At 37.2% G+C, this 12,785-nt stretch carries 11 protein-coding genes and 1 tRNA gene; 5 read left to right on the top strand and 7 right to left on the bottom strand.

Annotated features, from left to right (window positions below):
- Positions 1-1,212: an SfnB family sulfur acquisition oxidoreductase gene (locus MMO42_RS03190; RefSeq protein WP_241319300.1), complete on the bottom strand. Its 1,212-nt coding sequence runs from the start codon at positions 1,210-1,212 to the stop codon at positions 1-3.
- Between the two features lie 358 nt (positions 1,213-1,570).
- Between MMO42_RS03190 and MMO42_RS03185 the strand changes: the two genes are divergently transcribed.
- Complete coding sequence (locus MMO42_RS03185; protein WP_241319298.1) at positions 1,571-2,341, top strand: glutathione S-transferase family protein; 771 nt, start codon at positions 1,571-1,573, stop codon at positions 2,339-2,341.
- A gap of 457 nt (positions 2,342-2,798) precedes the next feature.
- Positions 2,799-3,269, top strand: a complete 471-nt coding sequence (locus MMO42_RS03180) for an Lrp/AsnC family transcriptional regulator (RefSeq protein WP_004771770.1) — start codon at positions 2,799-2,801, stop codon at positions 3,267-3,269.
- Positions 3,270-3,313: 44 nt separating this feature from the next.
- Here MMO42_RS03180 and MMO42_RS03175 read toward each other — a convergent pair whose 3' ends face one another.
- Positions 3,314-4,063 carry a YebC/PmpR family DNA-binding transcriptional regulator gene (locus tag MMO42_RS03175; RefSeq protein WP_005293306.1) on the bottom strand — a complete coding sequence of 250 codons (750 nt, stop codon included), beginning with the start codon at positions 4,061-4,063 and terminating at the stop codon, positions 3,314-3,316.
- Positions 4,064-4,205: 142 nt separating this feature from the next.
- On the bottom strand, positions 4,206-4,763 hold the full coding sequence (locus MMO42_RS03170; RefSeq protein ID WP_005293309.1) for a 1-acyl-sn-glycerol-3-phosphate acyltransferase: 558 nt from the start codon (positions 4,761-4,763) through the stop codon (positions 4,206-4,208).
- Between the two features lie 268 nt (positions 4,764-5,031).
- Between MMO42_RS03170 and MMO42_RS03165 the strand changes: the two genes are divergently transcribed.
- From MMO42_RS03165 to MMO42_RS03155, 3 genes are all read left to right on the top strand, one after another.
- Positions 5,032-5,108, top strand: a tRNA-Ile gene (locus MMO42_RS03165).
- An 89-nt stretch (positions 5,109-5,197) separates the two neighbouring features.
- On the top strand, positions 5,198-6,022 hold the full coding sequence (locus MMO42_RS03160) for a hypothetical protein (RefSeq protein WP_241319296.1): 825 nt from the start codon (positions 5,198-5,200) through the stop codon (positions 6,020-6,022).
- A gap of 198 nt (positions 6,023-6,220) precedes the next feature.
- Positions 6,221-6,646 (top strand): hypothetical protein, encoded by a 426-nt coding sequence (locus MMO42_RS03155; RefSeq protein WP_241319294.1) that lies wholly within the window; start codon positions 6,221-6,223, stop codon positions 6,644-6,646.
- Between the two features lie 25 nt (positions 6,647-6,671).
- Here MMO42_RS03155 and MMO42_RS03150 read toward each other — a convergent pair whose 3' ends face one another.
- The 4 genes from MMO42_RS03150 to MMO42_RS03135 all read right to left on the bottom strand — a co-directional run bounded on the left by MMO42_RS03150 (position 6,672) and on the right by MMO42_RS03135 (position 12,707).
- Complete coding sequence (locus MMO42_RS03150; protein WP_241319292.1) at positions 6,672-7,823, bottom strand: catalase family protein; 1,152 nt, start codon at positions 7,821-7,823, stop codon at positions 6,672-6,674.
- A gap of 119 nt (positions 7,824-7,942) precedes the next feature.
- Positions 7,943-9,049, bottom strand: coding sequence for an FAD-dependent monooxygenase (locus MMO42_RS03145; RefSeq protein ID WP_241319290.1), 1,107 nt, complete (start codon positions 9,047-9,049; stop codon positions 7,943-7,945).
- 1 nt (position 9,050) lies between these two features.
- Positions 9,051-12,077 (bottom strand): LodA/GoxA family CTQ-dependent oxidase, encoded by a 3,027-nt coding sequence (locus MMO42_RS03140; protein ID WP_241319288.1) that lies wholly within the window; start codon positions 12,075-12,077, stop codon positions 9,051-9,053.
- Between the two features lie 336 nt (positions 12,078-12,413).
- Positions 12,414-12,707, bottom strand: a complete 294-nt coding sequence (locus MMO42_RS03135; RefSeq protein WP_241319286.1) for a type 1 fimbrial protein — start codon at positions 12,705-12,707, stop codon at positions 12,414-12,416.
- Positions 12,708-12,785 lie beyond the last annotated feature (78 nt).

Raw genomic sequence — 12,785 nt, 5'->3', positions numbered from 1 at the left:
TTAAATCCAAGCATGGCGGGCAGGGTGCGTACCATTGAGGTAATAGTCACCGATGGCATGGAATTTCCAACGCACAGGATCGTGTAAGGTGTGTACACGGGCATTGCGCCAGTGTTGATCAAGATTATGCTGGCTCAGACTGGCGCGGCTGCCACCAAGTTCCAGTAGTTTCTCGGAGATATGCAGGGCAGCATCATTGGCATAGATTTTTGCTTCAGCCACTAAAATTGAGGCGCGAGCAGCTTGCTCGGCAGATATTTCAGTAAGTTGATCTAGCTCATCCAGATATTCGGCAGCATCATCGAGTAATAAAATGGCTGCATCAAGCAGGATATTGAGCTTTCCGACTTCTTGCAGGGTGTAATGTTCTTCACTGGCTTTTTCTGCACCTGAATCAATGATCGGTCTGGCTTTACGAATGCTGGACAATGTGTCATCAAAGGCTGCCTCGGAAATTCCTACATCAATTGCGACTTGTAAGAGCTGAGAATACGCACCACGTACATTGGGAGTATCGGCAATGATGCGTTCATCAAAAAACAATGCAGGATCAACTTCAACATTGTTTAATTTGACGGTACCACTGGCTGTGGTCCGTTGCCCAAAGCCATTCCAGTCATTAATTACTTCCACGCCTTTGGCATGACGATCAACGATTACCAATACGGTATAACCTTCAGGATGGAGTGCACGGATGGCTAACCAGTCTGCAAAGCTAGTTCCAGTCGAGTAAAACTTTTCACCATTTAAAAAATATTTGTCATGTTCAAAATTTAGCGTCGTTTGAATGGCTTTGGTGTCTCTTGAGTTTTTCTCTGGGCCGCCATTGGCAATGCGTTTACCTGCAAGAATTTCAGTATAGATAAACTGTTTTTGTGAATCTGAACCTGTGATATTGATAAAATTTAAAAGACCAAACTGGTTTTGTGGAATTTGTCCGACATTGGCATCGGCTTTACTTAAAATACGAAACACATGTGCCAAGGTCTTATTGGAGACAAAAGCCCCTCCGTATTGTTGTGGTACACGGATTCCACCTAAACCTTTTTGACTAAAATGAATGATTTGTTCGGTGGGTAGAATACGATTTTGATCTCGATCATTTCGATCTTCTAATGCAAAGTCAGCAACTTGATAGGCAGCATTGATGGCCTGCTGATCATTTGAAATCAGTTGTGTTTGAGCTTGGATCACTGATTGATTACTGGACATGTGAGCACCTCTAATAGATAAGAGACACTTTACAAAAGTTTTACTTTTCAATTAAACCATCAGTTATGTCTTGTATATCACAATAATTCCTAAGCATTTTTTATGAGAAAAATAACAGAAAAATTAATATTAAATAGCAATATAAAACAATGGTTTGCAATGGTTGTTAATTTATTAAACAGTATAAAAAGTCCTTTTCTATGAAAGAAAGGAATATTCTCACCACGAAAATTTATAAAGATACTTCGCCAAAATTAAAAAAGATCGAGCGAAAAGGACATTGTATTCATTAGCTTTTACTTCTAAAGTAGGGAAAACCTTATGTTTGATCGAGTAGAAAAATAAATTTGGAGAGTCTATGCGGGTTTTATACCAATTTCCTTTGTCTCACTATTGTGAAAAAGCTCGCTGGTTGTTAGATCATAAGGAATTGGACTATGTGGCACATAATTTAATTCCAGGTTTCCATCGCGCATTTACCTATCTAAAGTCTGGGCAATATTTATTGCCTATGCTGAAAGATGATAAGCGCTGGGTTGCTGATTCAACACAAATCGCTTTATATCTTGATACGACATATCCTGAACATGCCTTATTGAGACGTGATGAGCAATTACGTGAGCAAGCTTTAGAAATTGACAAGCTGGCAGATGAACTCGGTGTTCATGTACGCCGTTGGTCTTTGGCCCATGCGCTGTCAGTGGGTGATCATCCACTTGAAATTATGATGGGTGAACAAGGCTATTTACGTCAGTTTGAAAAAATTTCAAAACCGATTTTAAAAAGTCTGGTCTCAACCAATTACAAGTTGAACCCTGAAAAAGTTGCTCAATCGAAGTTACGTATGACTGAGTTGATTACTGATCTCAATCAGCGCTTGATCGATAATCAAGGTCGTTATTTGGTGGGTGATCGTCTTGGTTTAGCTGATATTGCAGTCTGTTCTATTCTTGCGCCTTTACTGGTGATTAAAGGTACGCCGTGGGAATTGGAGAGTGATGATATTGAACAATTCAATAGCGAATTGAAAGAATATTATGACTATTTACTCGACCTGCCGATTGGACAATACGTACAGCGGATTTACGCCACTGAGCGGAATGCGCGAGTTGATTGGCGCGGTTTGTAAAATATTCTGCAAGTAAAAGCCCTGATTGAAAATAATCGGGGCTTTTTTATGAGAAAGAAAATAGAAAAATGATCGATAAAGCAAAAAATAATTAGGGAATAAAATTAATTTTTAAAAGAAAATTCGTTTTAAGCAGAAAATATTAGAAATTATTGCCAAATTTACTTTAAAAAAACTGAAAAGAGGGAAATAATTATAAAAAGGCTTTGTTATCTTATGTTTCAGGGTGTGATGGGGATCGAAACGAGTTGTTCAACTATTGGGAGATCAGTTGAACAGTTGCTCAAAAGGTCTTGTTTCGGCTTTGAGACAGAGATAAACCACAAGTTTATCGGAATCATGTTTGCGTTATCCATGCAGCATCGTCAAAAGTTAAACGAATGTTTTCCCTTGACCCTTAAAAATTACTGAGTGCGCAGTTCCGATAAAAACATAAATTTAGAGTGAGAACTGTAGAATGGAATTGGATCGTTTTGATAAACAGATTCTTGAAATTTTAACCCATGAAGATGTCAATCTGAATGAGCTATCAGAGCGTATTAATCTTTCTGTGAGTTCTGTGCATCGCCGTATTAAAAATTTGATTGAATCCCAAGTGATGGGACAGCTCAAACGTGAAATTAATTTTAATAAACTTGGTTTTAGCTTACATATTCTGTTGCAGGTTTCATTAAGCAAACACGACAGTGAAACTTTTGATAAGTTCCTACAAGAACTTGAAGATATTCCAGAAGTGACCAATGCCTTTTTAGTGACAGGGCAGAGTGCTGATTTTATCTTGGAATTGGTGGCGCGTAATATGGATGACTATAGTGAAATTCTATTGCGTCGTATTGGTAAGATTGATAGTGTAGTTGCGCTGCATTCAAGCTTTGTCATTAAAGAATACAATGTCTTTAACTGCTATAAACTTTTAAATAAGCTATAAAAAAATGCATCTAAAAAGATGCATTTTTTGATCATTAAAAAGTATTAGGCATCAAGTTGAGCTAATACTTCTTCTGAGAATTCAACGTTGGTATAAACGTTTTGAACATCATCAAGATCTTCAAGCATATCAATCATTTTCAAGATTTGTTTTGCTTGATCGATATCGGTGATTTCAGCTTTAGTCGACGGGCTCATTACAACTTCAGCATTGTCAGATTTTAAACCTGCTGCTGTAAGTGCATCCTGAACATCACCAAAGCTCTCTGGGCTGGTAATCACCAAGATACTGTCTTCATCGATCTCGATATCATCAGCACCCGCTTCTAATGCGATGTCCATGATTTTGTCTTCTAAAGAAACATCTTCAAAAGAAATTTCGCCACGCTTGGTAAACAAGTAGGCAACAGAACCATTGGTCCCCAAATTACCGTTGGTTTTGCTGAAACAGTGACGTACATCTGGAACGGTACGGTTTAAGTTGTCGGTCATTGTTTCAATGATAACTGCAACACCACCAACACCATAACCTTCATAGGTGATTTCTTTTAAATCATCATTATCTTCGCCGCCAGCACCACGTTGGATTGCACGGTTAATCGTGTCACGTGTCATATTCACTGAAAGTGCTTTTTCAACAACAGCACGCAGACGAGGGTTGCTCGCTGCATCTGGACCGCCCAAACGTGCAGCAGTCACGATTTCACGGATGTATTTAGTAAAAACTTTACCGCGACTCGCATCTTGTTTCGCTTTACGATGCTTAATATTGGCCCATTTAGAATGACCCGCCATGGAAGTAACTCCAAAAAATTAAAACTTAAAAAAGTGCAGGAATATTAGCATAGCGATGGTTTTGTTGAAAACTCTCGTACCCTAAATTCAAAATTTAAAATCTTGATCAAGTTTCAAAAATTGATCAAATAGACTGAATGTTTTAGTTAATTTTGACATCAATATCATATTCAGCATAAAGCGCTTTGATTTTTTCCAGATCTTGTTGCAGATCAGTCGGGTAGATTTTACCCAAGATGCCACCTTGTTTGGTACGAGCATTGGCATACATCAAAATGATAGGCACATTGGCTGCTTTGGCAATATGCCAAAAACCCGTGCGGATGGGTTTGCGCTCTTCACCATCTTTTGCACGTGTTGCTTCAGGTGCAATCACTAGATTAAAGCTGTCATTTTGGTTAAACAGTTCAACCATTTGCGTCACAATATCTTTATTGGCTTTACGATCGACTGGAATGCCACCTAAACGTTCTAAGATTGGTTTTAAAGGACCTTTGAATAATTCCTTTTTGATCAGGGTATGAATTTTGAGTTCTAATATTTCAAATAAAGCGAGGGAGAGGATCGTATCTAAGTTTGAGGTATGCTCAAATCCAATAATGACTTGTTTCTTTTCTAAAATGGTTGGATCAACCTTGTATTCCCAACCTGTTGCTTTAAAAATAGATTTTCCTAAAATTTTTCTCATGTTCGTCATCATAAGCAATGAATGGCAGCAGTGTAATACGAGTTTTCAGGAAAATACATATCCGAAAACACCAGATAAAAAGAAATTTGGATGTCTTTTTAATGATCAAAATAGTGCAATATGATCTTTACTCAAGCTGTAAAGATCATATAGAATCAGCGCAGTTTATGATTTTTAACATTATTTTTAGTAATTTGATAAAATCATCTGCTTGTAATTTAAGTTAAATTTAACTAAGATCAGGCAGCATTAATCATATACAAAATATGATTTAAGTTTAGGGCCTATAGCTCAGTTGGTTAGAGCAGCGGACTCATAATCCGTTGGTCCCGTGTTCAAGTCACGGTGGGCCCACCATATATTTCAAGCACTTACATGTACTAATTGTAAGTGCTTTTTTAATATCAAACCCATGTAATCAATAAAAATAAAGAGGTCATGAACCTATGTTTACTATTGAATCAATAAAAAAGAGTAAATTTACACTTTATAAAGAGTTACTTGTAGAGCATTGGGGAATTTTAATCTTTATACCTGCGATATTGGGCGGGTTTCTTCAATTATTTAAATTAGTAGAGATGGATTTTTCATATGTAAGATTTTTTGCTGTCGAGCAAGTAGTTCCTGATGGGCTTTTAGTGCTTTTTTTAATATTATCAGGATCTATAGTTATCGGGAGTGTTTTGAGTGGTAATTTCAAAATAAAAAAAATAAGATTAGGTTGGAATTTTAAAAATTTATTCATTTTCACATTAGCTTCTTTAATTGTATTAACACCAATCTTTATAGGTATAGCAATAGGTATTAGCAGTGAGGGTTTAACTGCAAGTTTAATCACTTTTATCTGTAAAATAGTAATAACAATTGCAATATTTTTTTATTTGGTTTCTTTAAGGTATCTTTATTGTTTTAGAAATAAGATTCATCAAGATGAGATAACAGATTCAGATTATCTTAATTTTATTGAAGATATGCAATTTCCGAAATTTCATTATTTTATTTCATATTTTATTTTAGGTTTTTTTGTATTTATTTATTGTATTGTGATTCCATTAAAATCTATTTATAAGGAGGCTAATAATTTTAGGAATATAAAAAATGAAGAAATTTATTTAAATAAGGTGAAAACAGATTTAAATATTAAAGAAGACCTCGCTATTGAGTATTTTAATGGGAAATATATTTTCTTAAAACTAACGGGGGTGAGGGGGGAGACTAAATATTTAGTATTAAAAGGAGAAGGGTTTACAAATTTGCTCAAAGAAAAATAGGGACTAAACCCCGATAAGGTTGCAGATATCTGTCATCTACAGTCTTGTATAAAGTTTTGAGCCCTGTGTCTGTATGCAGCTAAAAACATTAAAAAGTTAATCTAAATAATAAAAATATAACTTTAATCAGTGCTTTTTATTTTGTCATCTCTTATTATTTTTGCTATCTTACACTTTTTGATTTTATAGATTATTTAAGTGAAGAATATCTTAGCTTTCACCACGCTTCTATGTTTACTGGGATGTGAAAGTTTTGAAGATTATAAGAGTAAAGACTCTAATATTATAAGTGGTTTAGAGCAAAATTTAATTGAGAATATTAATCAGGATGATGAAAATAATTTGAGTAAAAGCTCTTCTTTTATTCGGATATCAGAAATTAACTTAAATAAAGAGAAGTTAATTGAAGAGTGCAAATCCTTAGTGATTTCCTATGTAAGGAAGAAAAATACAGTCAGTTTTAATAATAGCCTCAACGGTAATTATTATATAAATAAAAAAACTGGAGATGTATATCTTTACTTAGAGTTTTGTGCGGAAAATGAGCACGGAAATGCTCAAGAATTTACAGGCGAGTGTAAATTCCCAAGAGATGGTCAGAATGAAGTTACTATCTCTGGGTAATGGAAAGATTAACGAATAGAATGGTTCATTGAGGTTCTTTTCTTTCAGCAGAATTCATTTCATGTCGAATCGTACTAATATTCTCGTAAATCACTTTACGCAATCTATTTATGGCACCTAAAGGTCTGTGCTCAGGTAGAGAATGCCAAGGTGTGAATGAAAGATTCTCACAAAATTCATTTTGATCAGGTGTATCAAAGGTCTGTTTAGGTATATAGATCGTTGCGACTTGATAAAACGGAGCTTGGCTTTCTTTCCATTCGGTCATTGAGTCTTCGACGAGCATTTTATCTGATGTTCTAGGTTGGATAAGAAACTCCATACACGCATCATCTTTTTCTAAACTATTGCGAAGGGCTTCTCTTAAGAAATCATGACTTGGCTTATTTGGCATGGTCGTTAAATTTTGAGAACAAGATCTTGCTGAATATTTAATAGCTTGCCGTTCATTGCCTAGTCCTAATTGGTAGGGAACCATTGACCAATATCGGGCCTGTAAAGGATTAGAAATTTTTGAATTGCTCGCTCTAAAAGCATTCATGGTTCCCTGAAAACCGAGAGCAAAAGGGATCTGTAATTTTTTGAGCGTACTTTCACTATTTATATCCTGTATAAAAGATAAATAGCGCTGAGGGTTATCCACAAAAAATACAGGATGATTAATCATAATAAAATCTTGTGTCATTGCTTGATCATCATTTTCCATGATCTTTTTGCCTGGAACCCCTAGAATTTTTATTGCCATACCGCCGGCATCTTTCTTATAGTCAGCTTTTGTGGCATCTCCTGAAGCATTGGAGAAACGAATCCATGCTGAATAGGTCTTATCAGGTATAAAAATTCCCTTAGCTAAATTTGATGGCAAGGATTTTGACACATGGAATTCTGCCCGAACACAGCCATGAGCTTTAGGATGTGCATCTCGCAATGCATGGCCTGCTGCGTACTGCTGGCGGATACTTTGTCCAATCTGCTCAGATATTTGTTCAGCCAGAATGTTTTCGTTTGGTTGTAACTTTTCACCCAATCCCGTATCAATGGTTGGATAAGGGATTCTGTGTGTATTGGCTACAATATTTGTTTTTTGATGAGTATGAGCACATCCACTCACAGCAACGAGTATTGGAGCGATTGAGCACAATAAACTAAAACGCATCAATGGCATAAAACCTAACATTTATATGCTCCTTAGCATAAACCTTTGAGCAAAGTACTTATTCTAATCAAAAAAATTTGGGTTGGTGTCATACGATTATCTAATTGATTGCCATACTTATGGTGACTGTCAGGTCTATATTAGTCAGTGGTTGTTTGATGCGCTTTCCAAAAAGCGCTATTTAACCATCTTTGCTCTTGTTTGTATAAAGCATATCGGCGGTTTTCGTAGGTTTTTATCACCCGATTTATTTCTGCTAAGTACTGTGCTTGTGAATGCTTATCTTTTGCAGACTGGATAATGGTTTCGGCTGCTTTCATACCTGTATAAATCGCATTAAATAAGCCTTGTCCTGCAATAGGGTCAAATGCCAGTAATGCATCACCACAGGCAATCCAACCATCGCCGAATCCTTGTTTTAGCCAAGTGCTGCGAATGTCATGAGCGTAGATATCTTTTTTTAGTTCTAAGTGACCTAATAGGCCAGAGATTGTTGTATTTTTCCCAAGGATACTGTTCCAGTTCTGCGTATTATTATGCAGTGTAGATGCTATTTTAGGGGTGGTGTGGTAACCAATAACCCAGTGGGATTCTGAAATTTTGCCTGCATATAGCCATCCATTTTTATCGGAAGAAATGATTGTTTTATTGAATGAAATATTTTTTTCAGGTGTGCAACTACGATACACCGCAACCAAGGGGATTCCTCGATGACGTTCAATACCCAATAGACGACTTATTTTAGCACTTCGACCTGTTGCATCAATTATCCATTTTGCTGAGATTGAAGTGCCACATTCCAAATGAACATTCCAGTTATTATCAATCTTTTTTAAATCTAAAATGTTGGTACTGAATTGCGGTATTTTATCAATTTGTGCTTGTTGTGCTAAAAGCGCATCAAATACTTGCCGATCTATACGCAGTCCAAAGCCATAGGGATCTTGCAGAGCATCCGTAAACAATGCAGTATCGCTGCCCCAAAAGGACATATTTCCACTAACACGTGGTGAATAATCTTGATGAAGATTCTGATCCTTTTGTAAAGTTTCAATCACAGATTGAAGACCGAGCTTTGTTAATAATCGAATTGCAGAGCTAGGTAGTGTTTCACCGAATTTATGTATTTTATGGTTTGGGTTGTCAATGATGATGACGGAGAATCCAGCCAACACAAGTTGTCTTGCTGCGATGATGCCAGCAGGCCCTCGACCTGCTATGCAAACATCTGTGGTTAATTGAGCCATTTTAGCGTTTTTGTACACGTACAGAACGGAATGCTAATAATTGTTCATGGCTTGCCCAGCCTGCTTTTTCAAGATCGGTTAGTGGCTCGACTTTGCTTTCTAATAAGTTGGTTGCATATTCTGCTGCTGTTTTTAATTGGCCTGCAATCAAAGTTTCAACATAAATATATTCAGGAATATCTGGATCACCTTTTAAACCTTCGCGTACTTCAACAATACCAAGCTCATTGAAATGCGCAATCATACGCATCATCACTTCTGCTGTATCTGCATTTTGGATGGCACGTAACCAGCTACGACGTTGATTAAAGGCGGCAATACGTTCTTCTCGTGGTAGTTCTAAGTTAATCACTTTTTGATAGTCTTGCTCGGTTAGAACATGATTTGGAACACGGGCTGCCCAAAATGTTGGAAGATATGGGTCGAAATCAGGATCATAACCTGAGCGACAGAATGCTGTATCTCCTTGCCATGGAATCGCCATCCAACGGGTAATGCTACCCGGTATTTGAGCATATAAAGGCCCATCTACTTGTTGAACTTTGACAGGTGTCATTGTGGCACCATAATCAGGTTCAGGATCCGAGTTGGAACGTAGTCGGATTCGAAAAGGTGAACTATACATACTGGCATGACGCATGGGCCATGTCATTTCACAACCAGGATGGAAAGTATCGGCTAAGCAATAATGCAACGCTGCTTGATCTAATGTATGTGGTTGTTCTGGTAGCGGGACTTGATCTAATGAGCTTGGTAATTTAATTTCTTCATTTGACCAGTCATCAATAAAATTTCCTTCTACCCAATGACGGAGTAAGCCTTCTTGTAAACCTGTCATGGTGAGCATATTGCCAGTTCCATTTTCTGAAAAACTGCCAAAGGCATCGCCATAAATCCAAGGCCAGATGTGTGGCCATTGTACTGGCTCGGCGACTATCGGTTTTGATGGTCTGAAATTGTGGAAGATCGCACGTCGTAGCTCACTATATGGATCAGCTAAGGTTTTATCTTTGACTTTATGAGAAAGTTTGGCAAGCAATGCTGGGTTGCTAAAATCCATAGGACAACCTTTAGCGAAATAGGCTGCAAAACCTTTATTGACCCATTGTAAGCCGCCTAGACGCTTTAATAGGGGCCATATATCTTTGGTAAAAGAGGGCTTTTCTGGCATGACCATCCAGCCTGCATTGACATAGACATCACACATGAGATCGTACATCGTCCGCCAACTGACTACATCAGGTGCATAATTGGGTGGAGTAACGACAACCCATGCTGATTCAACAGGAATGGCAATTCCATTTATCGACACGTTTGCTGTAACTGGACCATCAGATGTGTCGTCATACCAATCATCAGCATTATTAAAGCTTGGTGGGTTATCTGGATCATAGACAGGTGCTTGGGTTGGTGAAGCTGATTTTCCATGTCCTCCCAAAAACAATAAACGCCCATTTTCATCCGTTTGAATTTCACCTAAAGGTACCGTGATAGCTTGATCCGCTGCTGCCTGAAAAGTTCCTGTATCAAAACGATGTTCAGCACCACCTGCAATATTGCGACCATGAATACTTCGTGGGCCAGGATCTATGGCTAACTTATGACGGTTTATTGGCCTAACTTTTGGGTTGCGCAATGTAAAAGCATTGTCTGATGCATTTACTGCTTCTGGGATATCAAGTGCATATTGAAATTGATACCATTCAGCTTTACGGTTAGCCACATGAACAGTCCAGACAATATCTGCATTGTCAGGGTTAAGTTCTCGAACCACGTCTCCAGCAGCGTTATAACCATAGATACGGAATCGGGCAGCTTGTCTTTTTATTGCTCCCGTTGCATCTCTATAACTATTGGGCTGTTGATTTAGGTCCGCAGGCGCATCTACAACTTCTGGTCCAATAAAGAACTCATTTTCACTATCACCTACACGTGCAATACCAATCGCTGGATGAATTGCTGCACGTACAATTTGGGTGTCAATGCAAGCAGCAGGTGAAATAAGCGGGCGAGGAGTATCAGGTTCACCTAAGGGAACACCATTGACATTACGGCGTAATTCAGCAGATGCAGCGTAAACAACACGTCGTGCGTCTGCAATCGAACCTACTGGAGCATGTTCGGCTGTGACTCGCCAAATATTCATAGATAAGTTTTCACCGTATTGGGCTTGTCCACGAGCAGAAATATCTTGAATAGGAATAATAATATCAGCGATATGTATTGGTGGACTTAGATCTTCTGACCAGACTACAGTCGCTTCATCTAGTGGCATTGTTCCAGGGTTGGTTCTGAGTTGGATCATGAAGCGGAAACGTGCTTCTGACTTCTTTAAGCGCGTGATTAAATCTGTAGCTAAATAAGAAGGATCATTGGGCGAGTGCTGAGGTGGATCAAGATAAAAGTCAGGTTCTAATTTATATTTTACATATTCATTTTGACCAAATTGAAATGGTAAACCGCTCCAATAAGGCGAAGCCAAAACACTGGCAACGGGTTTTGCCATCGCATCCAACAATTCTGAAGTTTTGGGATGTGCTTTTAAATAAGGATCGTAATTACCATCGACAACACCTGCTTTGGTAAATTCACACATGTCTTTGGCCGTATCAACGAAAAAGGCATCGAAGTTTTGTAGGATAAAATCAAAGGTATCAGCATCAGGATTCCCTAGTATTTTCGCACCAGCGACATCAAATAGTTTAATGCCAATACCCAACGTAGATTTGAAATCTGTATTTGTGGGCGTTGTATCTGATGAGAAGCGAATCCACGCTGGGTAACTTTTGCCAATATTTGCAAATAGCCCGACACGTAACTTTTCAGGCAAATCATCACGGATAATGAACTCGGCAGCAGCAATTCCATGGGGTTTGAGAAAAACTGGTCGCATAGCAGGGCATTGGCCTTTACCAATTCTGCCAGCTTGTACCATGTCGACAAACATTGCTTTCAAAGATTCAATTGGATCTTTTGTGCAATCAACGCAGGTGCTATTGTTTTGTGAATCGGATTTCAAGTGATCCATTTTTATTCCTTATTATTTTAAAGTGTTTTTATTTTCATCAATTAAAAACTATAGAAAATGATTCGACTGGTCAATATACAACCATGTTTAAATGGGAAATAATTTAAATATAGCTTTAGTTTTTCTAATTTTAGTTTTATCTTTTCTTAAATAATATTAATTAAAATAAAATTATCTTAACTTTATTTTAATTAAATTTTAAATAAAATGTGATCCATTAATCAAAATTTGGTGATTTTCATCAATTGGTTTAATTTGTAAATAATTTAAGTTGATTATGTGAGCTAATTAAATTTAAGTGTAAATTAGTTCACATACACGATAATAAAATACTAACTAGTAGTAGTTTGCAATAATGACAGCACTCTTTTGGTCAGAAAGCTGCTCGAAGCTAATATCTGTAGTGGTATTTTTTTGTGTTTGGATATTTAAGTCATTGATTGAAATAGATTGTGTGTCGATTTTATCGCGTATAACGTTCAGTTGCTGACAGTCATTGTTTTGATGCTGTTGCGAACAGGTATCTTCTACAATACTTCCATTCAATTGGATGGTGTTTGCAGAATAACTCACCGAAGCAAACGCCATTAATGATAAAAGTAGGGCAGATTTATAAATTTTTTTATACATGTTTATTGCCTTTTATAAATGTATTAAGCATTAATTAACATGAGTTTTATTATTAAGGCAACATTAATATTAAATATT

Source organism: Acinetobacter sp. ANC 3882, assembly GCF_022549545.1.
GTDB lineage: Bacteria > Pseudomonadota > Gammaproteobacteria > Pseudomonadales > Moraxellaceae > Acinetobacter.
This window is presented reverse-complemented; position numbering and strand designations above follow the sequence as displayed.